Origin of the sequence: Roseateles sp. (assembly GCF_039929605.1) — a bacterium.
Classification (GTDB): Bacteria; Pseudomonadota; Gammaproteobacteria; order Burkholderiales; family Burkholderiaceae_C; genus Pelomonas.
Genome location: NZ_JBDSQX010000076.1, coordinates 1 through 26910, shown reverse-complemented (window position 1 = coordinate 26910; position 26910 = coordinate 1). Strand labels below are relative to the sequence as shown.

Annotated in this window: 24 protein-coding genes; 17 read left to right on the top strand and 7 right to left on the bottom strand. The window is 67.8% G+C overall.

Features of this window, described 5'->3' with window-relative positions:
• Positions 1-87: 87 nt before the first annotated feature.
• The 16 genes from ABIS05_RS10540 (at position 88) to ABIS05_RS10465 (ending at position 18430) form a co-directional block, all read left to right on the top strand.
• Positions 88-537 (top strand): copper chaperone PCu(A)C, encoded by a 450-nt coding sequence (locus tag ABIS05_RS10540; RefSeq protein ID WP_348010875.1) that lies wholly within the window; start codon positions 88-90, stop codon positions 535-537.
• A gap of 124 nt (positions 538-661) precedes the next feature.
• Positions 662-2950, top strand: coding sequence for a hypothetical protein (locus ABIS05_RS10535; RefSeq protein WP_348010874.1), 2289 nt, complete (start codon positions 662-664; stop codon positions 2948-2950).
• A 119-nt stretch (positions 2951-3069) separates the two neighbouring features.
• A complete protein-coding gene (locus tag ABIS05_RS10530) occupies positions 3070-3921 on the top strand; it encodes a peptidylprolyl isomerase (RefSeq protein ID WP_348010873.1) in 852 nt (283 codons plus the stop codon).
• A complete protein-coding gene (locus ABIS05_RS10525) occupies positions 3918-4877 on the top strand; it encodes a HupE/UreJ family protein (RefSeq protein ID WP_348010872.1) in 960 nt (319 codons plus the stop codon). Before ABIS05_RS10530 ends, ABIS05_RS10525 begins: the two co-directional genes overlap by 4 nt.
• Entirely contained in the window at positions 4874-5500 is a 627-nt protein-coding gene (locus ABIS05_RS10520; RefSeq protein ID WP_348010871.1) for a putative 2OG-Fe(II) oxygenase, read from the top strand. Before ABIS05_RS10525 ends, ABIS05_RS10520 begins: the two co-directional genes overlap by 4 nt.
• Complete coding sequence (locus tag ABIS05_RS10515) at positions 5497-7923, top strand: spermidine synthase (protein WP_348010870.1); 2427 nt, start codon at positions 5497-5499, stop codon at positions 7921-7923. Before ABIS05_RS10520 ends, ABIS05_RS10515 begins: the two co-directional genes overlap by 4 nt.
• A gap of 43 nt (positions 7924-7966) precedes the next feature.
• Positions 7967-8743 carry a metallophosphoesterase family protein gene (locus tag ABIS05_RS10510; RefSeq protein ID WP_348010869.1) on the top strand — a complete coding sequence of 259 codons (777 nt, stop codon included), beginning with the start codon at positions 7967-7969 and terminating at the stop codon, positions 8741-8743.
• Positions 8743-10203, top strand: a complete 1461-nt coding sequence (locus tag ABIS05_RS10505; protein WP_348010868.1) for a bifunctional serine/threonine-protein kinase/universal stress protein — start codon at positions 8743-8745, stop codon at positions 10201-10203. The genes ABIS05_RS10510 and ABIS05_RS10505 overlap by 1 nt, the downstream gene beginning before the upstream one ends.
• 277 nt (positions 10204-10480) lie before the next feature.
• Positions 10481-11464 carry an ABC transporter substrate-binding protein gene (locus ABIS05_RS10500; protein WP_348010867.1) on the top strand — a complete coding sequence of 328 codons (984 nt, stop codon included), beginning with the start codon at positions 10481-10483 and terminating at the stop codon, positions 11462-11464.
• The gene (locus ABIS05_RS10495; RefSeq protein WP_348010866.1) at positions 11461-12933 is read left to right on the top strand and encodes an ATP-binding protein; all 1473 of its coding nucleotides are present in this window, start codon (positions 11461-11463) and stop codon (positions 12931-12933) included. The genes ABIS05_RS10500 and ABIS05_RS10495 overlap by 4 nt, the downstream gene beginning before the upstream one ends.
• Complete coding sequence (locus tag ABIS05_RS10490) at positions 12899-13351, top strand: response regulator (RefSeq protein WP_348010865.1); 453 nt, start codon at positions 12899-12901, stop codon at positions 13349-13351. The genes ABIS05_RS10495 and ABIS05_RS10490 overlap by 35 nt, the downstream gene beginning before the upstream one ends.
• Complete coding sequence (locus tag ABIS05_RS10485) at positions 13348-14940, top strand: response regulator (protein WP_348010864.1); 1593 nt, start codon at positions 13348-13350, stop codon at positions 14938-14940. Before ABIS05_RS10490 ends, ABIS05_RS10485 begins: the two co-directional genes overlap by 4 nt.
• 78 nt (positions 14941-15018) lie before the next feature.
• Positions 15019-15615 (top strand): adenylyl-sulfate kinase, encoded by a 597-nt coding sequence (gene cysC, locus ABIS05_RS10480; protein ID WP_348010863.1) that lies wholly within the window; start codon positions 15019-15021, stop codon positions 15613-15615.
• 73 nt (positions 15616-15688) lie between these two features.
• Positions 15689-16357 (top strand): methyltransferase, encoded by a 669-nt coding sequence (locus ABIS05_RS10475; protein ID WP_348063253.1) that lies wholly within the window; start codon positions 15689-15691, stop codon positions 16355-16357.
• Between the two features lie 13 nt (positions 16358-16370).
• The gene (locus ABIS05_RS10470) at positions 16371-17609 is read left to right on the top strand and encodes a hypothetical protein (RefSeq protein ID WP_348010861.1); all 1239 of its coding nucleotides are present in this window, start codon (positions 16371-16373) and stop codon (positions 17607-17609) included.
• A complete protein-coding gene (locus tag ABIS05_RS10465; RefSeq protein WP_348063252.1) occupies positions 17600-18430 on the top strand; it encodes an arginase family protein in 831 nt (276 codons plus the stop codon). The genes ABIS05_RS10470 and ABIS05_RS10465 overlap by 10 nt, the downstream gene beginning before the upstream one ends.
• A 19-nt stretch (positions 18431-18449) precedes the next feature.
• Here ABIS05_RS10465 and ABIS05_RS10460 read toward each other — a convergent pair whose 3' ends face one another.
• On the bottom strand, positions 18450-19127 hold the full coding sequence (locus ABIS05_RS10460; RefSeq protein ID WP_348010859.1) for a plastocyanin: 678 nt from the start codon (positions 19125-19127) through the stop codon (positions 18450-18452).
• Positions 19128-19162: 35 nt separating this feature from the next.
• On the opposite strand from ABIS05_RS10460, the gene ABIS05_RS10455 reads away from it, so the two are divergent.
• Complete coding sequence (locus ABIS05_RS10455) at positions 19163-19489, top strand: YkgJ family cysteine cluster protein (protein ID WP_348010858.1); 327 nt, start codon at positions 19163-19165, stop codon at positions 19487-19489.
• Position 19490: 1 nt separating this feature from the next.
• Here the strand turns inward: ABIS05_RS10455 and ABIS05_RS10450 are convergent, their stop codons facing one another.
• From ABIS05_RS10450 to ABIS05_RS10425, 6 genes are all read right to left on the bottom strand, one after another.
• On the bottom strand, positions 19491-20702 hold the full coding sequence (locus ABIS05_RS10450) for a transglutaminase domain-containing protein (protein ID WP_348010857.1): 1212 nt from the start codon (positions 20700-20702) through the stop codon (positions 19491-19493).
• A 227-nt stretch (positions 20703-20929) separates the two neighbouring features.
• Positions 20930-21892: an ABC transporter permease gene (locus ABIS05_RS10445; RefSeq protein ID WP_348010856.1), complete on the bottom strand. Its 963-nt coding sequence runs from the start codon at positions 21890-21892 to the stop codon at positions 20930-20932.
• Positions 21889-22863, bottom strand: coding sequence for an ABC transporter permease (locus tag ABIS05_RS10440; protein ID WP_348010855.1), 975 nt, complete (start codon positions 22861-22863; stop codon positions 21889-21891). The genes ABIS05_RS10445 and ABIS05_RS10440 overlap by 4 nt, the downstream gene beginning before the upstream one ends.
• On the bottom strand, positions 22860-24392 hold the full coding sequence (locus ABIS05_RS10435; RefSeq protein WP_348010854.1) for a sugar ABC transporter ATP-binding protein: 1533 nt from the start codon (positions 24390-24392) through the stop codon (positions 22860-22862). The genes ABIS05_RS10440 and ABIS05_RS10435 overlap by 4 nt, the downstream gene beginning before the upstream one ends.
• The gene (gene rhaS / locus ABIS05_RS10430; RefSeq protein ID WP_348010853.1) at positions 24392-25384 is read right to left on the bottom strand and encodes a rhamnose ABC transporter substrate-binding protein; all 993 of its coding nucleotides are present in this window, start codon (positions 25382-25384) and stop codon (positions 24392-24394) included. The genes ABIS05_RS10435 and rhaS overlap by 1 nt, the downstream gene beginning before the upstream one ends.
• Positions 25385-25499: 115 nt before the next feature.
• Positions 25500-26910: alpha-1,6-glucosidase domain-containing protein (locus tag ABIS05_RS10425; protein WP_348010852.1), on the bottom strand; the 1411-nt coding region annotated here is incomplete at its 5' end.

Below are 26910 nucleotides of genomic sequence, written 5' to 3'. Positions count from 1 at the left end.
CCCAAGGCAGCGCGAGCGCTTCACGCTGCTGTCATCCGCCGCTGCGATGGTCCTCAGCCTTCCTCCATCGTCAGCGTCGCGCGCCACATGCATTCACCTGCCCTGCACCGCCGCCATATCCTCATCGCACTGGGCGCCGCCGTGGTGGCCCGCCCTGCACTGGCCTGCGAGTTCTTCAGCAGCCATCTGCGCATCTGGCACCCCTGGACGCGCGCCACGCGCGTGGATGCCGACACGGCCAAGCTGTGCATGCGCTTTGACGAGGTGCAGACGACCGACCGGCTCATCGGCATCGAGACCCCCGTGGCTGCGGGGGCCCGGCTGGCGGGGCCGGGGATCGCGGCAGGTGCGCAAGACCTGTCACTGCTGATCCGCGCGGGCGAGGAGCTGACGCTTGCCGAGGACGGCCTGCACATCGAGTTGCTTGATCTGCAACAGCCACTGCAGGTGGGCCGCAGCTTTGCGCTGCGCCTCATCTTCGAGTCGGCCCCGCCGGTCGACGCGACGCTCAACGTCGACTACGCCGGCTTGCGCTGAGGCTTTGCCGGCGACGGGCGAAACCGTCGCAATGCCGTCACGCCGGGGTCATGCCCCGTCCATAGCATGCGCCCGGTTTCAAGCCCCCTTTCAGCCCGCGTTCCTCTCTCTCCCCGGAGCTTCCATGACCCACTTCTTCACCAAGAGCCAGCTCGCGCTGGCTGCCGTCGCCGCGCTCGGCAGCGCCGCCATCATTGCGCCCAACCTCGCCACTGCTGCCGGCAAGACGCCCGGCAAGTACGTGTCGGGCGACTTCCACAACCACACCACCTGCTCGGACGGCGCCATCTCCATGCAGAAGCTGGTGAAGAAGGTCACCGACAAGACGGCGGACTCGCCCTGGGGTCTGGACTGGTTCGTGCAGGCTGGCCACGGCGGCAACGGCAACCGCAATTGCACCTTGGTTGAAGACGCCACGCTGTCCACGCCCGCCTATCCGTTCATCGAAGGCAAGGGTCCGACGACGACCTGGGCCGACAGCATCGGCGCGGCCAACCTCAAGGGCAACGGCGGCGGCGTGGGCGGCAACGGCAATATGTGGCGTTGGCAGTCCCTGCAGGAGTACCAGTACCAAGTCGTCGAGTACCTCGGCGCGCAAAAGAACGTGCCGCTGTTCCTCGGCCTGGAGTCCGTCGTGCCCGGCCATGAGCACAGCTCGATGTCCGTCATCACGGGGCAGATCCCGACCGCGATGGATACCGCCACGCTGCCGACCACGCCGGGCTACACGGCCATCGGCAACGCCAACGCGCTGGCCCAATGGTCCTACTGCTTCGACCGCAACGACACCGACACCAGCCGCGGCAACGTGACCGGCTCGGCCAGCGGCAACAACTGGAACTGCGCGAACCCCGCCAGCGCCGACTCCACGGCCAGCGCGCTGGGTTGGAGCGACACCGGCAAGAAGCTGGTGCAGCCCAGCGGCACGGGCACCGGCGAGAAGGGCCACCTGAAGACCGTGGAGGCCATGAAGTGGATGGCCAACTTCCACGGCCAGCAAAGCTACTACGTGCCCGCCCACTTGGAGCGCGCCGGCCCGTTCAACCCGAACGGAAACAACGGCTTCAACATCGAGCACCTGCGCGACTTCAACAACGCGGCGCCCAACGTCGCCTTCGGCTTCGAGTCGCAGCCCGGCCACGGTGCATCGGCCAACCGCGGTGAATACCAGGTCAATCGCAACAACTTCGGCGGCACTGCCGGCCTGGTCGACTCCGTCGGCGGCACAACCTACGGCGGCACCGGCGTCTATGCAGCGCAAGTGGGCGGCGTGTGGGACGCAATGCTCGGCGAAGGCCGCAACTGGTGGTTCTTCGCCAGCTCCGACTGGCACAACCGCGGCAGCTTCGGCCCGGATGACCGCCGCTCCACGCAGGACTTCTACCCCGGCGAATACCAGCGCACCCACGTCATGGTGCGCAACGGCGCCGACAAGCTGCGCCCGCAGACCATCGTCGACGGCCTGCGCACCGGCAACGTCTGGGCGGCCTCTGGCCAGCTGATCGACCGCCTCGCCTTCGTGGCTTGCGCGTCCTACCCCGGCGTCGGCGCCCGTAGCAACGCGGCCGTCGAGGCCCTGGCCATTGCCGCTGCCACCAACGACACCGACATCGACAAGACCGGCTGCGCCACGATGGGTGAAAAACTCGCCGTACGCCCCGGTGCCGAGATCGTCGTCGCCGTCGTGCTGCGTGACCCGGCCGGCGTGAACTTCTCGCCCTACAGCTTCCCCAACCCGTCGCTGGCCCAGATCGGCGTCAACCAGCCGATCAACAAGCCGGTGCTGGATCACGTCGACGTGATCCGCGGCCTGGTCAGCGGCTACAAGACGCCGGGCACGGCGGGCTACACCGGCGAATGGCCGCGCAACACCGACTGGCTCAAGACCGATGGCACGACCACCGGCCTGACGAGCGTGCCGGCCGCTGCGAAGAACATGTCTGCCGCCATCCTGAAGACCTTCAGCGGCAACGGCGGTTCGGCCTGGACGCAGGTGCAGTCGGGTGCGGACAACACCGTCTTCCTGAAGATGAGCCTGCGCATCCCGGCCGTTCAAACGTCGCAGTACGTGCGTCTGCGTGGCAGCAACATGCCGGCGTCGGTGCCTTACGAAACCGATGCCAATGGCAACCCACTGGCCGACCTGTACACCAACGCCGGCAACACCGCAGCGCTGCGCATCCCGTGCACGACGGTGGGCACCAACGTGCCGGCCAACGGCACGGCATGGAACTCGGCCGCCAACACCATCGACGGTTGCCCCGCCCACCTGGCCACGGCCTCGGGCAACAGCCCCATCGCTGGCCAGAAGGCCGTGTCCTATGACGTGGCGGCCTGGGCGGACCTCTGGTTCTACAGCAATCCGATCTACGTCGAAGTGGCCAATGCCATCGCCGTTGCCGGCGTGAAGTAAGACGTCAAAGGCAGCGCAGGCTGCCTTCGAGACCGACAGCGGCGTGGCTGAAAAGCCCGCCGCTGTCTTCGTCTTGTCTTGTTCGCTGCCTAGCATGGTGGGCTTATTACCCCGCCGTCATGTCCAGCACCCTGCCCCCCATTGCCCTGCGCACTCGCTCCGCCCGCCAACTGCCCAACTGGACCCGCGAACCGCTGCTGCACTTCCTGCTGCTCGGTGCCGTGCTCTTCGGCATCGACCGCCTCGTCAACCGCAGCAGCAGCGAGGCCAACGAGATCGTCATCAGCGCCGAGGTCGATGAGGACGCTCGCCAGCTCTTCAAGGCCCAGCGCGGCCACGAGCCCAATGCCGAGGAGACGACGGCGCTGCGCAAGATCTGGCTCGACAACGAAGTGCTCTACCGCGAAGGCCTGGCCCTGCAACTTGACAAGGGCGACACCGCCATCCGCGAGCGCGTCATCTTCAAGGCGCTGAGCGTGGTCGACGGCGGCACCAAGCTGCCGCCGGTGACGGACGAAGTGCTGCGCCACTGGTTCGAGCAGCACCGCGTCAAGTACGACGAGCCGGCCCGCTTTGATTTCCAGGAAGCCGTGCTCGGCGGCGAGCCGAGCGAAGCCGCCGTCCGCGCCTTCGTCGACATGCTGAACAACGGCACGCCCGGCGACACCAAGGCCGGCCTGCGCGTATTCAAGGGCCGGCCGCATAGCAATTTGCTGCAGAGCTATGGCGAGGGTTTTGCCAAGACGCTAGAGGGTGCCGCGCCTGGCCAGTGGCTGACGGCGCAGTCGCGCGACGGCTGGCGCGCCGTGCGCCTGGATGCCGCAACGCCCGCGCGCCCCGCCAACTTCGAGGTGCTGCGCGGCGTCGTGCAGCAGGACTGGACGGACGCGACGCTGTCCGAGCAGCGCAGCGCCGCAGTCGCCGCGCTGGCCAGGAAGTACCGCATCAAGGTCGAGGTGGCCGGTAAATGAAGCGCCTCGTGAACTGGCTGCGCGCTGCCTGCCTGCTGGCGCTGGCCGCCGCTGCCCTGCCCTCGTTTGCTCATGAGATGAGCATGGCCGAGCTGAACCTGCGCGAGACGCAGCGTGGCGAATTCATCTGGCAATGGGGCGCCGGTGAGAAACGCCCCATCGCCCAGGACCTCACACCCGTGTGGCCGCAGGGCTGCACGGCCGACGCGAACGTGCTGCGCTGCGGCGAGCAGGGCCTCGTCGGCACCATGTCGGTCAAGGGCGTCGGCGAGCGCTACTCGGCCACCCTCGTCAAGGTCTTCTGGCAGGACGGTGAAAGCCGCGTCTACACGCTGACCAAGGCACAGCCGACCGTGCAGCTCTACGGCGCCGCCAACGACCCGCGCGGCATGCGCGAGATCGCCAGCGCCTACACGCTGCTCGGCGTGGAGCACATCCTCGGCGGCGTCGACCACCTGCTCTTCGTCATCGGCCTGCTCTTCCTGGTCGGCTTCAACCGTCGCCTCATCTGGACGATCACCGCCTTCACCGCCGCCCACAGCCTGACGCTCGCCAGCAGCGCCCTCGGCTGGCTGACGCTGCGCTCCGCGCCCGTGGAGGCGACCATCGCGCTGTCCATCGTGCTGGTGGCGGTCGAGGCGCTGCACAAGCGCGACACCCTCGCCCGCCGCTGGCCCGCGCTGGTCGCCTTCCTGTTCGGCCTCGTGCACGGCCTGGGCTTTGCCGGCGCGTTGAAGGAAATCGGCCTGCCCGAGAACCACCTGCTCGTCGCGCTGCTGACCTTCAACGTCGGCGTCGAGATCGGGCAGCTGATGACCGTCGGCGTCTGCTGGTGCCTGTGGCGCCTCACGGCGCGCTGGCCGGCGGCGCAGCGGGCGCGCACGGTGCTGCTTTACGGCATCGGCGGCATGGCGGCGTACTGGTCGTGGCTGCGGGTCGCGGCGGTGCTGGCATGACGGACGAAGTCGTCGGTCTGTTTCCGATCCCGCTGCTGCGCGCCCCGGCCGTGCTGCCGCAACCGCTGGTGAACGCCCTCGTCGACCACTTCTCCCGCCGCGCACTGCAGGCCAACAACAGCTCCGAGGCGCTGTCGCACACGCAGATGCTGCAGCCCTCGGACAGCCCGCTGCTCGTGCAGGCTGCGGCGCTGCTCACGCCCAAGATCGCCGAGTTCGGCCGCCTGCTGTTCGGCGAGCAACTCGGCTGGGCCATCAAGGAGATGTGGGTCAACGTGCTGGACACCGGCGGGCGCCAGGCCATGCACAACCACGCCAACAGCTTTGCGTCGGGCGTCGTCTACCTGACCGAGACGCACGACTCGGCGCGCACGGTCTTCATGAAGTCGCCCGGCGGGCATGACTTCTCGATCAAGAACGACCATGCTGGCGTCGTCACCGGTGCCTACAACGCCGAGAAGTGGGTCAGCCCCGCGCCGTCTCCAGGCGATCTCATCCTCTTCCCGAGCTACCTCATGCACGCGGTGCCGCCCAATGCCGGTGGTCGCCGCATCAGCCTGGCCTTCAACGCCATCCCGACGCGGCTGGAGAGCTGGGGCTACACGCTGAGCTTCAACTCGTGAGGGGCCTGGCGCTGGCGCTGATGGCCGCGTCCGGCTTCGCCGGGCTGGGCTATCAAGTCATCTGGACGCAGCAGTTCGGCCTCGTGCTGGGCCACGAGTCGGCTGCGGTGCTCGCTGTCGTGGCCGCCTTCTTCGGGGGGCTGTCGCTCGGCGCACTGCTGCTCGGCCGTCGCATCGAGTCCAGCGAGCGACCGCTGCGTTGGTATGCCGGCTGCGAGGCGCTGATCGGCCTGTGGGGCGCGCTGCTGATGGCCGTCATGCCTGCGGCCAGCAACGCCGCACTGGCGCTAATCGGGCCCGATGCAACGCCCGCCTGGCAATGGAGCATCGCTTTCGGCGCGAGTTTCCTGCTGCTGCTGCCCGCCACGGCCGCGATGGGTGCAACGCTGCCGGCCATGGCTCGCCTGGGCACCGCCAGGCTCGCGCCGCTGTACGCCGCCAACACACTGGGCGCCGTCGCGGGCGTGTTGGCCACGGCCTTCTGGCTGATCTCGGACTGGGGCCTCACGCGCAGCGCCGGCCTGTGCGTGGCGCTCAACCTCGGCTGCGCGCTGCTGGCCGGCCTCGCGCTGCAAGCCGCGCCCGCCATCGCGCTCGGCCCGACGACGTCGAACCGCCCGCTGTGGCTGCTGGCCGCAACCGGCCTGCTTGGCATTGCATACGAGGTGCTGGCCGTGCGCGTGCTGAGTCAGGTCGCCGAGGACACGGTCTACACCTTCGCGCTGCTGCTGGCTGTGTACCTGGCCGGCAGTGCGCTCGGCGCCGCTGCGTTTGCGCGCTGGCCGGCGCTGCGCAACACGCGGCTGCTGCTGCAGGGCCTGGCCGTCAGCATCCTGCTCGGCATGGCCACGCTGTGGGGCGCTGAGGCGATCAAGCAGGCGCTGCAGCCCGAGACGCTGGCTGGTGCGCTCGCCACCGAGGCCTTGCTCGCCGTCGCCGTGTTCGCGCTGCCAACGCTGTTGATGGGCGCCCTCTTCTGCCAGCTCAGTGCGGACGCTGCCGCAGCCGGTATCCCGTTCAGCCAGGCGGTGGGCGCCAACACGCTGGGCGCGATGGCGGCGGCACCGCTGTTCGGCGTCGCGCTGGCCTCGGTCCTTGGCCCCAAGCTGGCGTTGCTGCTAGTCACGGCCGGCTATCTGCTGCTGGCACCGGCCTGGCGCAGCGCGGCTTGGTGGTTTCCCGCCACCGCGACCGCCGCGCTGGCGCTGTTCGCACCGCCACTGGCCTTCATCGATCTGCCCGAGGGTGGCCACCTGCTGAGTTACCGCGATGGCCCGATGGCCGCCGTCAGCGTCGTCGAGGACGCGGCCGGCGTTGCGCGGCTGCGCATCAACAACCGCCAGCAGGAGGGCAGCAGCGCCACCGTCCTCGTCGATGGCCGCCAGGCGCTGTTGCCGCTGCTGCTGCACGGCGACGCAAAACGAGCCCTCTTCCTTGGCGTCGGCTCCGGCGTCACGTCAGGCGTGGCGGCACAAGTGCTCGGCCTGGAGGTCGATGCCGTCGAGCTGCTGCCCGAGGTCGTGGAGGCATCGGCGCTGTTCCGCCCCGCGTTAGGTGAAGGTCCGGCACCACACATGCACACCGCCGACGCACGCCGTTATGTGCGCACCACCACCCAGCGCTACGACGTGGTCGTGTCCGACAACTTCCACCCGGCCCGCAGCGGCTCGGGCGCGCTCTACACCGTCGAGCATTTCCGGGCCGTGCGCGAGCGGCTGGCGCCCCAGGGGCTGTTCTGCCAATGGCTGCCGCTGCACCAGCTCGACCTGGACACGCTGCGCAGCATCACGGCCGCCTTCCTGCAGGCCTTCCCCGACGGCGCCGCGCTGCTGGCCAGCAACAGCCTGGACACGCCCACCGTGGGCCTCGTCGGCCGCGCCGGTAGCACCCGTTTCAGGCCCGGCACGGCCAAGCCCGACATGGCGGCGCACTTCGGCCTAGCCGACGACTTCGCCGTGCTCGGCAGCTTCATCGCCGACGCGCCCGCGCTGCACCGCCTGGCCGGCAACGCGCCGCTCAACACCGACGACCGCCCCTGGGTGGCCTACCGTGCGCCGCGCATCACCTACGCACCCGACTCCGCGCCACGCGACCGCCTGCTGGATCTCCTCGGCCAGGTCAGCGTCGACACCGCCACGCTGCTGTCCTCGCCCGAGCTGGCCCCGCGCCTGAACGCCTACGCCGAGGCCCGCCGCAGCTATTTGGACCTGGGCCGCCGAACCGCGCCCAGCGGCGACCCGGCCGTCATGCTGGCCCGCGTCGGCACGCCGCTGCTGGCCGTGCTGCGCCAGAGCCCCGACTTCCAGCCCGCCGCCGAGCCGCTGCGCCGGCTGGCCCAGGCGCTGGCTTCACGCGACCCGCAGGCCGCGCAACGGCTTCACGAATCGCTCGCTGCCATCCGCGCCGACCTGGCCGGTTTCTGAACTGTCGGCGCGGCGTCAGCGCTTCATGGCAAGCTGTCGAGCTATGCGCTGGGCTTTCATCACCGACATTCACGCCAACCGTCAGGCCTTCGAGGCCGTTCTTGCCGACGCTCGCGCTCAAGGCGCCACCCGTTTCGCGTTGCTGGGCGACTTCGTCGGCTACGGCGGCGACCCCGCCTGGGTGGCCGACCAGGTCATGGCCCTGGCCACCGACGGCGCCATCGCCGTGCAGGGCAATCACGACGAAGCCGTGGCCCACGGCAGCATGCCGGGCATGCACCCCGACGCGCGCGCCGTCGTCGAATGGACGCGCTCGCAACTGACCGAAGAGCACCTGCGCTTCCTTGCCCGGCTGCCGCTGCAGGCCCATGGCGAGCCGGGCCAGATCCTGTTCGTGCACGCCAACGCCTTCGAGCCCAACGGCTGGGAGTACGTGCAGGGCCGCTCCGAGGCGGTCAAGAGCCTGCATGCCAGCAACGCACGCATCCAGGTCTGCGGCCACATGCACGAACCCATGCTTTACCACCTGTCGGGCACCGGCAAGGCGGGCGACTTCAAGCCGCTGTCCGGCGTGCCCATGCCGCTGCCCGGCCATCGTCAATGGCTGGTCATTCCTGGTTCCTGCGGCCAGCCGCGCGATGGCAACCCGGCGGCCTGCTACGCGCTGCTGGACCCGGCCAAGTCCGACCTTGACGACGCGCGCATCACCTTCCAGCGCGTGGCCTACGACGTGGAAGCGGCCTGCGCGGCGCTGCGCGCGACGGCGCTGCCGCCGCAGATCGTCGAGCGCCTGGCCCGCCGCTTGACTCTGGGCGAGTAATGACGGCGCCACTGCCCTTCACGAGCCCGGGCTTCGTGCCGCTGGAACCCGGCCAGGAGTTGGACGGCTTCCGGCTGGAGGCGCGGCTGCATCAGGGCGGCATGGCCAACCTGTGGAGCGTTACCCGGGTGGATGGCCCGGGCGACGGCACGGACGGCGGCATGGAGCTGCTGATGAAGGTGCCGCGCATCATGGGCGGCGAGGACCCGGCCACCATCGTCGGCTTCGAGGTCGAGCAGATGCTGATGCCGCAACTGAGCGGGGCCCATGTGCCGCGCTTCGTCGCGCGCGGCGACTGGACGCGCAAGGCCTACATCGTCATGGAGCGCATTCCCGGCGACACGCTGCGCCCCCGGCTGGACGACGCGCCGCTGCCGCCCGAGGAGGTGGCCTTCATCGGCGCCCGCGTGGCCACCGCGCTGGCCGCGCTGCACCGCCAGCATGTCGTGCACCTGGACATCAAGCCCAGCAACATCATGTTCCGCCCCGACGGCACGGCCGTGCTGGTGGACTTCGGCCTGAGCCGCCACGAGCAGCTGCCCGACCTGCTGGAAGAAGAGTTCACGCTGCCCATGGGCACGGGGCCGTACATGAGCCCGGAGCAGGTGCAGTTCGTGCGCAGCGACCCGCGCAGCGACCTGTTCGCGCTGGGCGTGATGCTCTATCACCTGGCCACCGGCGAGCGGCCCTTCGGCCAACCGGACTCGGTGCGCGGCCTGCGCCGGCGCCTGTACGTCGAGCCGGTGCCACCGCGCGCCATCCGGCCGGAGCTGCCGCCCTGGCTGCAGGAAATCATCCTGCACTGCCTGGAGGTGAAGCCCGAGAAGCGCTACCAGAGCGCCGCCCAGCTGGCGCTGGACCTGCGCGAGCCGACCGGCGTGGTGCTGACGGCGCGGGCCGAGAAGCTGCGTGTCAGCGGCGCGATGCTGCGGCTCAAGCGCTGGTTCTTCGCGCTCGGCGCCGAACCCACGCCGCCCGCGCCGGTCGGCGAGCAGCTCGCCCGCAGCCCCATCGTCATGGCGGCAGTGGAGGTGGACCGCGGCACGCCCGAGTTGCGCGCGCAGTTGTGCGAGACCGTCCGCCGCATCGTGCAGACCGAAACCGGCGCACGCCTGGCCTGCGTGGCCGTCATGAAGATCAACCGCATCGGCATCGACGACCTGACCGACCAGCACGGCCAGAGCCTGCACGTGAAGCAGCTCATCGCGCTCAAGCACTGGGCCCACCCGATCAGCAAGGCCTTGAACCTGGCGGACGGACGGCTGACCTTCCATGTGCTGGAGGCCCCGGACGTGGCCGATGCGCTGGTGGATTTCGCGCGCCGCAACGGCGTGGACCACATCGTCATGGGCGCGCGCGGCGCGTCGGCGCTGCGGCGCTACCTGGGCAGCGTGTCGAGCCAGGTGGTGGCGGAGTCGGACTGCACGGTCACGGTGGTGCGGGAGCCTGCTGCGGGTTGATGACCCGGGCAGACGGCCTCTGGGCCATCAAGGCCTTGGTCCAAGTTCGCCTCCGAAAGGTCGAACTTACCGAGGATTCGGTGCTAACCGTCAAAAATGGCGGATCCGGCCGAACATTGGGCAAGCGCAGCTTGTAAAAGATGGGGCGGACTCATACCCTCCGATCATTCGAGTGCAGCCATCAATCAGTACCGTAGGCGCACTGTTGCGGGGCCAGTTGCTTTGGGAGATTCAAGTGCACGCACCCATCCCATCTGGGCTGAGACGTCGTCACGCTTTGATCGGCATTGGTGGCGCCACGTTGCTGGCATCCCTGTACGGATTGAATCGTCACCGTGTCAGCCCTGCTGAGGGGATATCGAAGCTCCGTATAGCAACTCCCCTCGTTCCGCATGCGGGGCTGTTCCATCTTGCGTCGGCTCGTGGCTTCTTCCGTGATCAAGGGCTAGAGGCAACCCTGCTCCCTCAGACGCATGGCAAGGCTGCGCTGGCCGACTTGCTGCGGGGGCGGGCCGATCTGGCCGTCGCAGCCGACGTACCGGTGGTTGTCGAGGTGCTCAAGGGCGCTCCGCTGAGCATCGTCGCCTCGGTGTCCAGCGCGTCGAACGAGTTGGCCGTGCTGGGCCGCGTCGATCGCGGCATCCGTACACCAGATGACCTGCGGGGGCGCAAGATCGGGGTCACCCTCGGGACGAGCGGCGAGTACTTTCTCTGGGCATTTTTGGTGCGTTACCGCATTGCACCCCAATCGCTCCAGCTGGTTGATCTGCCGCCTTCGAAACTGATCGAATCGCTGCGCGACGGCCTTGTGGACGGCGTCGCGGCTTGGCAACCGGTGCGGTACGAGGCCGAGCGTGCCTTCGGCAATGCCATCGTCTCGCTCCATGCGCCAGACGCCTACGCGCAGAGGTTCGTTCTGGTCGGCCTTCACGACTATGTACAGGCGCATCAGCAAGAGTTGCGTCGTTTGTTGCAGGCATTGACTGACGCCGAAGCCTTCGCGCAGGCCGAACCCCAGCAGGCCAAAGCCGCCCTTGCGGAGCAGATCAAGCTCAAACCCGGAGCCCTCGATCCGTCTTGGCAGGACATGACCTTCGAGGTCGAGCAGCAGCAGGCTCAGTTGGTCACGCTCGAGGACGTGGCGATGTGGGCCATGGCGCGCGGCTATGCGCCCGCTCAGCCAATGCCAAACTTCCTATCCCATCTCTCTCTGGACGCCTTGCTTGCAGTAGGCCCGGAGCGGGTCACGGTGGTGCGATGAAGATCAGCAGCAAGGCCAAACTGGCCGCAACGCTGATGCTCGGCACGATGGTGCTCATCGCCATCAGCATCGCCTGGGCCGATGCGCAGGTGCGGGCGGCTGTGGCGCAGCGGCGCCACAGCGTCGAGATTGCCGGCGCGCTCAACAACATGCGCATGGTCACGTTCGAATACCTGCTCAATCGACGTGAGCGCGCGCGATTGCAGGAGCAAGCCGTGTGGCACAGGCTCGAGGGCCTGCTCGCGACTCCTGTCCCACTTGACGGCGCAGCCGCCGGCATCCTGGAGAGCCTTCGTAGCCAGGGAGAGGCCAGCCACCGCCTGTTCGGTGAGGTCGATGCGGCTACAGCGGGCGCGGGTGCCGCCGACGACGTGCAGCGCCGGTTCGAGGCCCAGCTGTCGAGCCGGATACTGATCCTGCAGCAAAACGGCCTCGTGGAGGCCGCGCAGCTCATTGACGACGCCGGAGCGCGAATCGACACGACGCAACGCCGCGTCGTCATGATCACCGGGATCGGCTTGTTGGCGATGGCGGTCCTGACCGGCGTCGCCGCGTGGCTGTTCCGGCGCGACGTTCTGGCTCCGATTGCGCGCCTGGAGCTGGCCACCCGCGAGGTCGCCGCCGGTAACTGGTCGTTCGCACTTGACGCGGGGAGTGCCGATGAACTGGGCGATGTGGCGCGCCACTTCGACGCGATGACTCGCGTGCTGAAGGACTCCTTTGACCGGCTCGAAGTCAGCAACCGGGAGCTTTTGTCGCTGAACCAGGAGCTCGAATCCTTCAGCTATTCGGTTTCCCATGACCTGCGCAGCCCGTTGCGCAGCATGGATGGCTTCTCCCTTGCCCTCCTGGAGGACTATGGAGACCGGCTCGACGACGAAGCCCGCGATAGCCTGCAACGCATACGCGGGGCGAGCCAGCGGATGGGCCGCCTGATCGACGAACTGCTCGGCCTGGCGCGGGTCACCCGAGCTGAATTGAGGATTCAAGATGTTGACCTCAGCGCGATGGCCCAGGAAATCGCCTCGACCTTGACTCGGGCGCAGCCCGAACGCCGGGTTCGATGGGACATCGAGAAGGGCATCGTCGTTCGGGGTGACCGCGAACTGCTGGCGATAGCGCTGCAGAACCTGCTCGACAACGCATGGAAGTTCACCGGCAAGGTCGACGAGGCCTTCATCCAGGTGGGTACGCGCAACCAGGACGGACACCAAGTCTGTGTTGTTTCCGACAACGGCGCGGGGTTCGACATGGCCTACGCCTCCCGCCTCTTCGGTGCATTCCAGCGCCTGCATCACGAGGTTGATTTCCCGGGCACGGGCGTCGGGCTGGCCATCGTCCAGCGCGTGATGCGTCGCCACGGCTGGTCGCTCGGGGCCCACTCTTCACCCGGGCAAGGAGCGACCTTCTATTTCCGCCCAACGGAGCGAGACGATGAACGAAGAGAACAAGACCATCCTGCTGGTTGAAGACAATCCCGACGACGTTGCGCTGACGCTGCGGGCCTTCAAGCGCAGCCATCTGATGAACCCGCTCGTCGTCGCCCGCGACGGTGTCGAGGCGCTCGACTTTCTCTTTGCGCGGGGTGCCCACGTCGACAGGGCCAATGCGCCGCTGCCGACACTGATCATCCTCGACCTGAAGCTGCCCAAGCTGGATGGGCTGGGGGTGCTCAAGGCGATGCGCGCCGATCCACGAACGGCGCTCCTGCCCACGGTCATCCTGACATCGTCCAAGGAGGAGCAAGACGTCATCTCTGGCTATTCGTTCGGCGCCAATAGTTACGTTCGCAAGCCCGTCGATTTCGTCGAATTCGTCGAGGCCGTCAAGGTGCTCGGCCTCTACTGGCTCGCACTCAACCAGGTCCCCCCGCGGCAGGCGCCATGAACGAGCGCCGGATCAACGTTCTCGCCGTCGAGGATTCAGAGAACGACTTCCGCTTGACCGTGCGCCTACTTCGCCGAGCGGGCTTCGAGCCAAATTGCCAGCGCGTGCAGGATCTGCCTACGCTGCGGCAGGCCCTGATCGAAGGCCCCTGGGACGCTGTGATCTCGGACTTCAGCCTGCCTGGCTTCAGCGGGCTGGAGGCGCTTGCCGAGTTCCGCAAGGCGAATTTGGACATTCCCTTCATCTTCGTCTCCGGAACGATTGGTGAAGAAACGGCCGTCGCCGCAATGCAGGCGGGTGCCAACGACTATGTCATGAAGGAGAACTTGAGCCGCCTTGGACCGGCGCTTGAACGGGAACTGGCGCAGGCCGCACGGCGGGCGGCCCATCGCCAGGCCGAGGCCGAGTTGAGCCGGTTCGAGACGCAACTCCATCAGGCCCAGAAGATGGAGTCGCTTGGCACGCTGGCCGGCGGCATAGCGCATGACTTCAACAACATCCTCGGTGCGATCCTTGGCAACCTCGAACTCGCCAGGGCCGACATTGACCCCGTCCATCCGGCACAAGTTGCACTGGGTGAGATTCAGCAGGCGAGCCTGCGCGCTCGCGACCTAGTCCGGCAAATACTGACCTTCAGCCGCCGTCGGCCGCAGCAGTTGCAGAACATCCCGCTGAAGTCCATCGTTGAGGAAACCTTCCGGCTCCTACGCGCGACGCTGCCTGCCGGCGTCGAGCTTCGGCTGCTGCTGGACCCAGCGCCCTTGTATGCCAATGCCGATGCAACCCAATTGCAGCAGGTCTTGATGAACCTGTGCACGAACGCCTGGCATGCGCTTCGAGGCGAGGCAGGGCAAATCGTCATCGGCCTGGAGGCCGCTCACATTGATGCCAGCACCGCGCGTATGCGTGGCCTGGCTGCGGGGCCTCATGTCCATCTGTGGGTGCAGGACACGGGCACGGGGATGGGCGCGCCAACGCTCGAACGGATCTTCGAGCCATTCTTCACGACCAAGTCGGCCGGGCAAGGTACCGGGCTCGGCTTGTCGGTCGTCCATGGCATCGTCGTCAGTCATCACGGCAGCATCACCGTGGACAGCCAACCGGGTGCGGGCAGCACTTTTCATGTCCTTCTGCCTGCGACCGCCTCGCCGTTGATGATGCAGCCGGCTGCTGAACACGCAGCGCCGTTGGAGGCGGCGCGCGGCGAGCATGTCGTCTATCTCGACGACGATGAGACCGTCATGCTCGTCATGGTCCGCACGCTTGAAAGAGCGGGCTACCGGTGCAGCGGCTTTCAGGATGCCGCCAGTGCGCTGGCCGCTATCAAGGACGAGTCTCTGCGGGTCGATGTCTTCGTGACCGACTACAACATGCCGGGACTTTCCGGCCTTGAAGTGGCGCGCGAGGTGGCCTTGATCAGGCCCGGTTTGCCCATCGCCATCAGTTCAGGATTGATCACCGACGAACTTTTCGAAGAAGCGCGGCGGGCAGGCGTGTTGGCCGTGATCGCGAAGGAAAACGCCTTCCGGGAAATCGTTCCGCAAGTCGCACGTCTATTGACGCTCGCTACGAAGAAGTCTTCTTCATGACGAGTTGCCAAGGATCGCCTCTTTGAGCATCCGCCCCGAGGCCAGGGCGAAAGCGCACAAAAATTCCAGGAGAGATTTGTGGCGAACAGCATCCAGGTCGGTGCCTGTTACTGGTTGACCGGGCTGCCCGGCTCGGGCAAGACGACCCTTGCCCAGGCGTTTCACCACCGCCTGAGGTCCGCAGGGTATGAGGCCTGCATGCTTGACGCAGATGTCTTGCGGGAAGGCATCAACCGCGATCTCGGGTTTTCGCCAGAGGACCGAAGTGAAAACGTCCGGCGAATCTCTGAGGTCGCGTGCCTGTTCGCGCAGGAGGGCTTCATCGCGGTTGTTTCCTGCATCGCGCCTTACCAGGCTGATCGCCAGCGCGCTCGCCAGCGTTTCCCCGAAGGGCGATATTTCGAAGTCTTCGTCGACGCTTCCGTCGAGGTGTGTACTGCGCGGGACCCGAAAGGCCTGTATCGCAAAGCCAGGCAGGGGACGGTCCTGCAAGTCACGGGCGTTTCCGCGCCGTACGAACGCCCCGAGCACCCCGATATCGCGCTGGCGACTGGTGAGCTTTCGGTTGATGCCTGCGTTGAGGCACTACTCGGGCACCACGGCAAACGCGTGGCCTGGCTGCGTGGCGCAGGTCGTGGCACCGGCGGCGACGACTCAATCAGTTTTCCTGGCTAGGCGCCCGAATTGCCCGAATTGCCGGAAGCGCCCGAAGCGCCCGAAGCGCGCACAGATTACTTGGAGAACGCTCATGGACTTGGCTAGCTTTACCGACCAATGGCAAACGCAGCGCCAGCAACTCTTCAAGTCCGTGCCGCCCGAGGGCCGAACGGTGCGCTATCTGGACAAGGAGTTCCTGGTGTATCCCGACACCTTCTGGCCATTCGCCGACAGCCTGCCGCTCGTCAGGCATTTCAAGGTCGCGCCGGGTGACAGTGTGCTCGACGTGGGGACAGGCTCGGGCGTCATCGGAGTCTTTGCCTGCTACCGCGGCGCGGCGCGCGTGGTGGGCGTGGACATCAACCCGGCGGCCATCCAGAGCGCCACCCACAATGCCCAGATGCACGGCTTTGCCGGCACCATGCAAGTGGTGCAGTCCAACTTGTTCGAAGCGCTGGGCGAAGAGCGTTTCGACGTCATCATGGCCAATCTGCCGTTCAGGAACAAGCCTGCGCACGATGTGGTGGCGATGTCCCAATGGGATACCGACTTCAAGACCAACACCCGCTTTTTCGAAGGCGTGGGCCAGCACTTGAAGCCCAAGGGGCGCATCTATTTCGTGCAGTCCAACTTCGGTGAAATCGAAGCCATGAAGCGCCTCGCGCAGGCGGCGGGCCTGCAGACCACGGAGTTGGCCAGCGAAGCCCTCGACGACACCCAACGTCAGCGGTTCTTCGTCTACGAGATGACCCGGGCCTGACTCACCCGCTGCCATGGACAGCTTTCTGCTGACCATCAAGTCGCGCCGCGACGTTCCCCACTCCGATCTGGACTTGCTGGTCCGACGGGTGGTGGTGATCTTGTCCGGCTCGCGCGGCGGGTCCAGTCTCTTCAAGGAAACCCTGGCCCTGCACCCCCGCATCGCCTCGCTGGACGGGGAACTGGACCCGCTGCTCGCCTTGTCCGGCAATGGCTTCAATCAAAACTCCGACAGCGATTGCATCGAAAAGGTGGCCAATGCTGCGGAGCTGGCCAGTTGCATCCTGGACGAGATTTCTTTTGCCTCGCCGCAGATCCTCGACACCCAACTGCTGCTCAGGAAATGGAGGAACCGGCTGCCGCTGCAGTTCCCTTCGCATTTTCTGGACGACGGCACCTACGGCCGCCTGCAGCAGTCACTGGAGGCGGCGCTGAGCCAGTTCGACCGCGGTGACCGCCGTAGCGAGGCCGCGCTGCAGGGCTTGATCCTCTCCACCGTGTTCAGCGACGAGCCGTGGCGGCTCAGCTACTACGACGGCAGCAGCGCGCCGGCCACAGGCCGCTATTTTGACGAGCCCTTGAAGATTGAGGAACCGCCCTTCGTGGTGCCCGCGCTCAGGCGGCGGCCCCTGGGCCTGGCCGATGTGCGGGACGCGGTGTTGCTGTTCAAGTCCCCGTCCGACGCGTACCGCATCGGCATGTACGAGCAGCTGTTCCCTAACGCCGAGGTGACCTACATCCACCTGACGCGGGGCTTCGCGCAGTCCGTCAACGGCCTGATGGACGGTTGGCTCTACCCGCTGGGATTCTTCTCGCACGACCTCAGCAAGATCAACGTCGAGCTCGCCATCCAGGGCTATTCCGACACCGTGCCTTTTGGCCGCAAGTGGTGGAAGTTCGACCTGCCGCGCAACTGGCGGAAGTTCACTCACGCGAAGCTGGAGGAGGTGTGCCTGAACCAGTGGTACTCCACCCACAAGGCCATCCTGCAAAGCGGCGCGTGTAGCCTGAGCGTGTCTTTTGAAGACTTCATTGCCAGCCCCGCCGTGACGCTGAGGCGGATCACCGACCACCTGGGCCTCCCCGCCATGGCCCTGCCAGGCGCACTACCCGTCAAGATGGCCACCGAACCGCCGAGCTCCAGGCGCTGGCGCAAAAGAGGCCCCTTGTTCCTGAACCTGAGCCGGCGGCCCGAAGTGCGCGAGCTGATGGACCAGCTCGGCTACCCCATGGACCCCGACACATGGCTATGAACGCAAGGCTTCTGCTGCCCTACCTGATGGGCCAGCGCCGCGACGGCCTGCGCCGCGTGCTCGACATCGACCACCATCCCTGGGAGGTGATCGCGCCTGAGCTGCTGCACGAAACGCGGATCGACGATCCCATCGCGAAGCTGCGCAACCTGGGTAGCCTCTACGCCTTGCTCGCCGCGCGCGTCGCCGCACTGGCCAAGAGTGGCTACCGACCGGTCAGCATCGCCGGGGACTGCGTCTCCAGCCTGGGCATGCTGGCCGGGCTGCAGCAAGCGGGCCAGCAACCCGATCGCGTGCTCTGGCTCGATGCCCACGGTGACTTCCACACCTGGGCCAGCACCGCAACCCAATACATCGGCGGCATGCCCCTGGCCATGTTCGTCGGCAGGGTTGATCGCAACCCCGATCCGCGCAGCCAGGCGGCACTCGACTGCCTGTCCACCATCGGCGTGCAGGCCTACCCGCAGCGGCAAATCGTTCTCGCCGATGCGCGCGACCTGGACCCCGGCGAGCGCGAAGCCTTGCTGAGCTCCCAGATCCTCCGCTGCCCGCTCGGCGAAGTGCTGGGGCACCTGCAGCCGCAGGAGCGCATCTACCTGCACTGGGACACCGACGTCATCGACGACCCGGCGCACATGCCCGCGCTCAAGTACCACGTGCAGCGCGGCCCCAGCGCCGCGGACATGGTGGTCTTTTTTCAGGCACTGCGTCGCTACAACATCGTTGCGGTGTCCGTCTCCGCCTGGCATCCAGAACAGGATGGAGACAACCAGACCGCGCTGGCCTGCCTGGAGATTCTGAACACCCTGCTCGATGGCTGAGGCCGCGCACCCCGGGTCGTTAGAGCCCGGGATAGTTGTTGTCTGCCGCCGGCGCCGCGCGCTTCTTGCGGGCCGGCGCGATCTGCGTCGTGACCGTCACCGCGTTGCCGCCAGCGGCGATCTGCACCGCCGTCGGCGTGCCGTCGACGATCTGGTCCGGGTGCCAGATGCGCACGCGCGCCGCGCCCTCGGGCAGGCCCTGCAGCACGGCCTTGCCGTCCTCGCTGCCGAGCTTGGCCCAGGGCGTGTCGGCCACGTAGACATGGCCGCGCATGGAGCTGTGGATGTGGCAGGCAAGCAGATAGGGGCCGGGTTGCGACAGCACCTTGCTGTCGCTGGCCGGCGCCTTGTTGCGCACGCGCCCGGCAAGGCGGAACTGGGTGTTCTGGCCCGGGTCCACGAACGCGCCGCCCGCACCCATGACACCGAGGATGACGTGGTGGTCCCAGGTGTCCAGGTTGCTGAAGCTGACCTTGGCACCGAGGCCGACCAAGGTCACGGCCGGCACGAACTTCAACTGGTCCTGCGCGATGGTGGCCGCCAGTACCGGCGACGGGCGTATGCCCTGGGCACTGCTGTCGACGAGAACGACAGCGTCGGCCAGCGGCTTGCCGCTGCGGTCCAGCACAGTGACGGTCAGATCGGCGGCCTGCGCTGCAGCAGCAAGCAGCAGAGTGGCGATGAAGATTGTGCGCATGGCGGTCAGTGTCACCCGCCGCCTACACTGGCGAGATGAGTGACAACCCCTGCCTGAGCTGCGGCGCCTGCTGCGCCAGTTTTCGCGTCGATTTCGACCGCAGCGAGTTGGCGAGCGAGGGCGGCCGCGTGCCCGACGGACTGGCGGTGGAATTGACCGGCCGCCTGATGCGGCTGCGCGGCACCGATCACGCCCAGCCGCGCTGTGCAGCCCTCAGCGGCAAGGTGGGCGTGCGTGCGAGCTGCGGTATCCACGAATGGCGGCCATCACCCTGCCGAGAGTTCGGCGAACGCGCGCCGATGGGCATGGGAGATGACGCCTGTGATCGCGCCAGAGCCCGTCACGGGCTCGCTCCGATCTAGGCTAGGAACCCGCCCTCATCAGCGGCTCGCGGCGGCGCTGCTGCTGTTGCTCGCGCAGCTCGTTCAGCCAGGCCAGCTTGGCGCCGTACATCTGGCGGTCGTGCACGGTCGAGCTGTTCTCCAGCGCCTTGGCGATCTCGCCGCGCGCACCGGGCAGGTCGCCCAGCCCATAGCTGGCCAGCGCCAGCCAGAAGTGGAACTCGGGCACATAGGCAGCACGCGCCAGCTCCTTGCGAAAGAGCTGGCGGGCCTCGGCGTACGCGCCTGCCTTCATCGCCGCCACGCCGTCGTCGAAGAACTTGTAGGGCGCCACGGGCTGGATCTGCGCCAACTGGGTGGCATAGACCTGCGCCTCCTCGCGCCGGCCGACGTCGGTGAGCACGAGCACGAGGTTGGACATCGCCTGCACATTCAGCGGCTCGCGCTCCAGCACCAGGCGCAGCGTGTTCTCCGCCGGCCCGTACAGGCCTTTGCGGCGGTAGAGCACGGCCAGCGTGTTGTAGGCGGCCAGCCAGCGCGAGTCCATCTGGATGGCGGCGCGCGCCCACCAGTAAGCATCGTCCACATGGCCCTGCATCAGCGCCTCGGCGGCCCGGTTGTTCATGAACATGGCGAGGATGGTGGACTCGTCGACGACGCGGCTGCGATGGCGGCTGATCTCCTGGGGCGGCAGGAAGTCGATGGTCAACAACTCAGGATCGCCTAACACGGTGACGCGCTGCGCCATGCTCGTCGGCCGCCCCAGGCTGATGTTGACGTGGCCGGCCACGAAGAAGATGCCGTTGTTGCGGGTCCAGCTTTCTTCGAGGTAGACGCTGTTCAAGCGCACCGGCAGGTTCAGGTGGCGCGCGAAGGCGGCCGTCATCAACACCAGCGACATGCAGTTGCCGCGCCGCGCGTCGAAGGCCTCGGCGGCGGTGCGGGTGATCTCGCTGTCGTAGTCCAGTTGCAGGCGGCCCTTGGTGTAGAGGGCATCGATGAGGCCGTCACGCACGCCCTTCTTGCGGATCTCGGAGGCCATCTCGGTCTCGGCAAAGCGCTGCATGGCCGGGCTGAGGCGCAGCGCTGCCTCGGGGTCGATCTGCATGCTGGCCGGCTTGAACGCGGCGTCGAGAAAGACATCGGCGCGTGGCGGGGCCACGGGCTCGACGGCACAGCCACTCAGGCCGGCCACGGTGAGCGCAATCAGCGCAGTCAGGGCGCGAATCTTCATGGTGGTCTCCTCGCTGGCCACTCAGGCGTTGGCACTGAGCCCAGCTTAGCCCCGCCGCACGCTCGTGTCTTGAGTCATCTGCAGCTTGCAGCAGGCATCGACGCGGCGCTCGCCCAACCAACGCCTGCGCTGCAGCCCGCCCTTCACGTCCAGCCGCCCCCGCGCGCCGCACGGGCCTTGCCCTGATAGCAGGCCCCGGCGCGTCGCGGCCGCGATCCGGCCAGGAATCAGCCGAACTTTTTACCGCGCCCCGGCAACAGCTTCGGCAACACCATCGCCCCGATGAGCAGGCCGCCGACGGTGGTGGAGATGACGATGCCGGGCACGTTCAGCATGCCGAGCGCGAAGGTGAAGGCGCCGAGCAGCAGGGCCGCCAGCATCACGCCCACCATGCTGCCCCGGCCGCCCTGGATGGCCACGCCGCCAAGAAGGGCAATCGTGATGGCGTCCAGCTCCCAGCCCATCGCCAGATTGGGCCGGGTGCTGCCGATGCGCCCGGTCAGCAGCGCGGCCGCGAGCGCGGCGGCGATGCCGGCGAACACGAACAGCCCGAGGCGGTAGCCGTCCGCGTTGATGCCACTGAACCGCGCCGCCACGGGATTGGAGCCCACCGCGTAGATGCGCCGGCCGTGCACGGTGCGATGCATCCACACCGCGACGCCGCAAGCGAAGAGCACGGCAATGCCAAACTCGATGGGCACGATGAGCCAGGGCGCGCCGAAGAGGTCGCCCAGGGTGCCGTTGCCCAGCACGCTGAGCGGCTCCGGATAGCCGGTGATGGCCTGGTCGCCGAGCAGCACGAGGGCGAGGCCCCGGTACAGCGACAGCGTGCCGATGGTGACGACGATGGAGGGCAGGCCGCGCCGTGTGACCAGCCAGCCGTTGAGCAGGCCGCAGGCCGCCCCGGTGGTCACACCCGCCACCAGCATGAGCGGCAGCGGCGCGCCGGCCTGCATGGCCATGCCCATGGCCAGCGACGAGAGGGCCATCGTGGCGGCGATGGAGAGGTCGATCTCGCCCGCGCAGATGAGCATGGCCATCGCCATGGCGATGATCAGCCGCTCGGAGACATTGACGGTGCTGTCGGCCAGCGCGTAGGGCAACAGGAAGCCGTCGACGCCAACCCCGAAGCCGGCGTACAGCAGCAGGATGAGGCTGGCCAGCACTGCCTCCCAGCCTCCTCGCTTCATGCCTTCTCCAGAATGGGCTGCCGCGCCTTGGCCCGCGAGCCGGCGTTCAGCGCCACCGACAACAGGATGACCGCGCCGGCGATGGCCTGTTGCCAGAACGGCGAGACCTGGATGACCGGCAGCGCCGCGTTGACGACGCCGATGAAAAGCACGCCGACCAGGGCGCCGCCGATGCTGCCAACGCCCCCGGCGATGCTCACGCCGCCGATGACGCAGGCGGCGATGACGGTCAGCTCATAGCCTGCGGCCAGGTCCGTGAAGGCGATGGCATAACGCCCCACCCACAGCACACCGGCCAGGCCGGCCAGCGCCCCCGACAGCGCGTAGACCTGCAGCAGCCGGGTCCGTTGCGGAATGCCGGCGTAGACGGCCGCGTCCGGGTTGTTGCCCAGCGCCCTCACCTCCCGCCCGGCGGGGCGCCAGCGCAGCCAGGCGGCCACCAGGCCCACCACGCATGCGGCGATGACGATCAACAACGGCACGTCCAGCAGATCGGTACGCGGCAGCGCCTTGATGCCGGCGTGGATGTCTTGCTCCGACACCCAGGCGCCGTGGGAAGCCAGGTAGGTCGCGCCACGATAGACCGACATCGTGCCCAGCGTCACGACGATGGGCGGCAGGCGGCAGCGCGCGACGAGCACACCGTTCACGGCCCCGAGCATGGTGCCCACGCCCAGTGCCAGCACGAGCAGCGCGACGATGGGCACCGCCGGGAAGCTCCGGCCCACCAGCGCGCAGACCATGCCGGTGAGCGCGAGGTTGGACGCCACCGAAAGGTCGACGCCGCGCGTCAGCAGCACGACGGTCTGCCCCGCCACGAGGATGGCCAGCAAGGCGGACTCGTTGGCCACGTCCAGCGCGCTGCGCAGCGTCAGGAACACAGGCGCGCGCCAGCCCACCAGCAGCACGATGGCCGTGATGACGGCGAGCAGCGAGGCCTCGCGCGTGGGCTGGAAACGGCCCAGCTTCATGCCGCCTCCACGGCCACGCCCGATGCGGCCGTAACAATGGCTTCGGCAGCGGCGCCGTGCTCGAACTCCGCAACGATGCGGCCCCGACGCATGACGATCAGGCGGTCGGCAAGGTTCATCGCCTCAGGCAGCTCCGAGGACACCAGGATGACGGCCAGGCCCTGGCGCACCATGTCCTCGATGAGGCCATAGACGGCCTGCTTCGCACCCACGTCGATGCCCTTGGTGGGCTCGTCCAGGATGACCACACGCGGGTTCAGGCCCAGCCACTTGGCGATCACCACCTTCTGCTGATTGCCGCCCGACAGGCTGCCGACCGTCACGGCTTCAGAGGCCGCCTTGATGCGCAGGCGGTCCATCAGCCCCTTGGCGAAACCCCGCTCCCGCACGGCCGACAGCCATGGCCCGCGCGAGAGCTTGCCGTGCCAGGCGTGGCGCGGCCCGGCCAGGGCCGGCAGCGTCAGGTTGGCGCCGACCGAAAAGTCCAGCAGCGCGCCCTGGCTGCGCCGGTCCTCCGGCACATAGGCCAGGCCGGCGGCAATCGCCTGCGCGGGGTCGTGCAGGTCGACAGCGCGGCCGTCGATCTCCACCTGGGCCTTCGCATCCGGATTCAGACCGACCAGCGCCAGCATGGCCTCGGTGCGCCCGGCGCCCACCAGGCCGTAGAAGGCCAGTACCTCGCCACGCCGCACCTCGAAGGACAGCGCCTCGAACTCGGTCGGGTGGCTGAGCCCGGTGACCCGCATCGCCACCTCGCCGGGCGTGCGATGGCGCGGCGGATAGATGTTGTCGACCGCGCGGCCCACCATCAGGCGCACCAGCTCGGACTCGTCCGCCGACGCCATGTCGCCGCTGCCGACCGAGGCGCCATCGCGCAGCACGACGTAGCGGTCGCACACCGCGAAGAGTTCGTCGAACTTGTGGCTGATGAACAGCACCGCCACGCCCTGTGCCTTGAGGCGGTTGACGATGCGGAAGATGTCCTGGATCTCGTGCCGCGACAACGCCGCCGTGGGCTCGTCGAGGATGACGACGCGCGCCTGCACCGACAGCGCCCTCGCGATCTCGATCAGGTGGCGCTGAGCGATGCCCAGGTCCTTCACCAGCGTGCGGGCTGGGAACTGCGCGCCCACGGCGTCCAGCCACCCTTGCGCCTCGCGCTCCATGCGGCGCCAGTCGACGACGCGCAGCCCTGGCGGGCCCTGGGTCGGCGGCCGGCCGATGAAGATGTTCTCGGCGGCCGAGAGCTCATCGAAGACCACCGCCTCCTGGTGCACGGCGACGATGCCCGCCGCCTGCGCGTCCTGCGCGCGCGAGAAGCTCACCACACGCCCGTCGAGCCGGATCTCGCCCGCGTCCGGCGCGTGCACCCCGGTCAGCGTCTTGACCAGCGTGCTCTTGCCCGCGCCGTTCTCGCCGATCAGCGCCAGCGCCTGGCCCGGCACCAGGTCCAGGTCGACGCCGCGCAGGGCGTGCGTGGGGCCGAAGCGTTTCTCGATGCCGCGTAGCTGGAGCAGGGCTTCGGGCATCAGTACATTTTTGAGAACTTCTCGACGTTGCTCGCGTCGAAGGTGAAGGGTTCGGCCATCGCGCCTTCCGCGTTCGCGTCCAGCGTCACCTTGCCCACACGGCCCAGCGACACCACCTCGCCCGCCGCGCCCTTGACGCCGCCCTTGCTCAGCGCGTTTGCTGCGTAGATCACCGAGTAGCCCAGGTCCACCGGGTTCCAGATCGCGAAGCTCTTCACCGCGCCGTTCTTCACATGGCCGACCATCTCGGACGGCAGGCCGAGGCCGGTGACAAACACCTTGCCCGTCATGCGCTCGTCCTGGATCGCACGCGCCGCCGCAGCGATGCCCACCGTCGTCGGCGCGACGATGACCTTGAGTTGCGGATGACTCTTCAGCAGGCCCTGCGCCTCGCGGTAGCTCTTGTCGGTCTGGTCGTCGCCATAGACGACGCCCACCAGCTTTACGGACGCATACGCAGGCGTGGCCAGCACCGTCTTCATCTCGGCAATCCAGGCGTTCTGGTTGGTGGCCTGCGCGGTGGCGGATAGCACGGCGACCTGCCCGCCCGTGGGCGAAGCGTCGGTGATCAGCGCCGCCAACTTGCGGCCGATCAGCGGGCCGGACGACGGCGCCAGGTGCATCTGCCGGCCGTCCTTGCGCACCATGGAGTCGAAGGACAGCACTTTGATGCCGCGCTGCATCGCCTTCTTCAGCACCGGCACCAGCGCGTCGGGGTCGTTCGCGGAGATGGCGATGACCTTGACCCGCTGCGCGATCAGCGCATTGACGATCTCCACCTGCCCTTCCGCCGTCGCCTTGGCGGGGCCGGCGTAGATGATCTCCAGGCCACCGAGTTCCTTCGCGGCCTCCTGCGCGCCTTGGCGGGCGGCGTCGAAGAAGCCATTGCCCAGGCTTTTCACCACCAGCGCGATCTTGTCGGCGGCGAAGGCGGACGGGCTGGACACAAGCGCCGCGAGAGCGGCAGTCAGCAGAAGGTGGAGGCGTGGCATGGGGGTCCTTTCGATGTCACGGCGGCGGGGCGCGTGGGCTCGCGAGCATCCGCTGCGGCGAAGCGCCGGACCGATCAACGTCTTGCGTGTTTCGGCGCCCGCCCAGCCTCGCTCGTCAGTTCACCACAAACACCACCGCACTGCGAGCCGGCACCTCGAACACGCCGTCAACCACCTTGGCTTGCTTCGCCACCCGCTGGTCGGCCGCCTGCGCGCCGCGCTGCACCGGGTGCAGCCGCCACGCCGCGCCGGCCTCGGCGGGCAGCTTCAGCGTCTGGCTTGTCGGGGCGACGTTGATCAACGTCATCACCGCCTTGAAACCGGGCCGGCCAGCGCCGTCGATGCGCGTCGCCACCAGCACCGGGTTCTGGCCGGCGCCGCTGCCGGGAAAGCTGACTCGCTTCGTGATCTCCGCCGCGCTGGGCAGGCGCAGCAGCGGCGTGCTGGCGCGGATTTTCAGCAGGTCGCGGAACACGTCGCGCGCCCACACGATCTCCGCCGGGCCGGGGGCGATGGCGGGGTCGGCAAGCCGTTCACGCGCCAGCGCCCAGTCGCGGCCTTCCTTGCCGAAGTTGTCCTGCCTGGGCGGCAGGCCGGTGCCGAAGTGGTTAGTCTGGTAGCTCCAGTCGAGCCGGTTGAACCAGTCGCCCGAGTCGTAGCTGTTGCGGTCCAGGCTCTTGCTGCGCAGGATGTCCTGGCCGGCATGGAAGTAGGCGATGCCCTGGCTGAAGGCCACCACCGCCGCGCCCAGCATCTGCACGCGGGCGCGGTCCTCACGGGAGGTGGCCAGCGGCAGCTTCAGCGTGTTGACGTCGAACAGCGTCTGGTTGTCGTGGTTCTCGACGTAGTTGACAACCTCCCCGGGCTCGCTCGCAAAGCCGGCGGGCTGGTCGCCGCCATAGGGGATGGCGTCCAGGTGCTTCTTCTCACCGGTCCAGGTCGTCAGCTCGAAGCCACGCAGCGAGCCGGCCAGGCCGACGCGGATCATGTCGGCGGCGGCCAACAGTGCCTCAGGCTTCGCATCGGCCAAGGCATTGGGCGCATAGACCAGCCCATTGAGCCAGCCTTGGCGGCGCACGCTGTCCTCGCCGCCCTCGCCTGCGCTGCCACCGCGCGCGGCGTCGCGGCCTCGGTCGCTGAAGCTGGCGATGCCGCTGCCGTTCAGGCTCAGTTGCGAGGCCTGCACGAAGCGCGCGCCGTTGGCCACCTCGCCAAAGTTCCAGCCCTCGCCCAGCAGTTGCACGGGCCGGCCGGCCTCGGCGTTGACACGCTGTTGCAGCCTCTCCATCGCCTCGCGCGGCTGGTGGCCCATGAGGTCGAAGCGCATCGAATCGATGCGGTACTCGCGCACCCACAGCGCCGCCGAATCGATCATCAGCTTGGCCATCATGCGGTGCTCGGTGGCGGTGTTGTCGCAGCAGGTGGACCGCTCGATCTCGCCCTTGGCGTTGAGGCGGTGGTAGTAGCCGGGCACGAGGCGATCCAGCACCGACTTCTGCGCCTGGCCGGCGGCGGCCATGTGGTTG

Coding starts and splice junctions, on each gene's coding strand:
- ABIS05_RS10460 (WP_348010859.1), bottom strand. CDS start 19,127: ATGCGCACAATCTTCATCGCCACTCTGCTGCTTGCTGCTGCAGCGCAG.
- ABIS05_RS10520 (WP_348010871.1), top strand. CDS start 4,874: ATGACGGACGAAGTCGTCGGTCTGTTTCCGATCCCGCTGCTGCGCGCC.
- ABIS05_RS10450 (WP_348010857.1), bottom strand. CDS start 20,702: ATGAAGATTCGCGCCCTGACTGCGCTGATTGCGCTCACCGTGGCCGGC.
- ABIS05_RS10485 (WP_348010864.1), top strand. CDS start 13,348: ATGAACGAGCGCCGGATCAACGTTCTCGCCGTCGAGGATTCAGAGAAC.
- ABIS05_RS10445 (WP_348010856.1), bottom strand. CDS start 21,892: ATGAAGCGAGGAGGCTGGGAGGCAGTGCTGGCCAGCCTCATCCTGCTG.
- ABIS05_RS10535 (WP_348010874.1), top strand. CDS start 662: ATGACCCACTTCTTCACCAAGAGCCAGCTCGCGCTGGCTGCCGTCGCC.
- ABIS05_RS10470 (WP_348010861.1), top strand. CDS start 16,371: ATGGACAGCTTTCTGCTGACCATCAAGTCGCGCCGCGACGTTCCCCAC.
- ABIS05_RS10505 (WP_348010868.1), top strand. CDS start 8,743: ATGACGGCGCCACTGCCCTTCACGAGCCCGGGCTTCGTGCCGCTGGAA.
- ABIS05_RS10540 (WP_348010875.1), top strand. CDS start 88: ATGCATTCACCTGCCCTGCACCGCCGCCATATCCTCATCGCACTGGGC.
- ABIS05_RS10490 (WP_348010865.1), top strand. CDS start 12,899: ATGAACGAAGAGAACAAGACCATCCTGCTGGTTGAAGACAATCCCGAC.
- ABIS05_RS10455 (WP_348010858.1), top strand. CDS start 19,163: ATGAGTGACAACCCCTGCCTGAGCTGCGGCGCCTGCTGCGCCAGTTTT.
- ABIS05_RS10530 (WP_348010873.1), top strand. CDS start 3,070: ATGTCCAGCACCCTGCCCCCCATTGCCCTGCGCACTCGCTCCGCCCGC.
- ABIS05_RS10525 (WP_348010872.1), top strand. CDS start 3,918: ATGAAGCGCCTCGTGAACTGGCTGCGCGCTGCCTGCCTGCTGGCGCTG.
- rhaS (WP_348010853.1), bottom strand. CDS start 25,384: ATGCCACGCCTCCACCTTCTGCTGACTGCCGCTCTCGCGGCGCTTGTG.
- ABIS05_RS10495 (WP_348010866.1), top strand. CDS start 11,461: ATGAAGATCAGCAGCAAGGCCAAACTGGCCGCAACGCTGATGCTCGGC.
- ABIS05_RS10440 (WP_348010855.1), bottom strand. CDS start 22,863: ATGAAGCTGGGCCGTTTCCAGCCCACGCGCGAGGCCTCGCTGCTCGCC.
- ABIS05_RS10465 (WP_348063252.1), top strand. CDS start 17,600: ATGGCTATGAACGCAAGGCTTCTGCTGCCCTACCTGATGGGCCAGCGC.
- ABIS05_RS10435 (WP_348010854.1), bottom strand. CDS start 24,392: ATGCCCGAAGCCCTGCTCCAGCTACGCGGCATCGAGAAACGCTTCGGC.
- ABIS05_RS10475 (WP_348063253.1), top strand. CDS start 15,689: ATGGACTTGGCTAGCTTTACCGACCAATGGCAAACGCAGCGCCAGCAA.
- ABIS05_RS10510 (WP_348010869.1), top strand. CDS start 7,967: ATGCGCTGGGCTTTCATCACCGACATTCACGCCAACCGTCAGGCCTTC.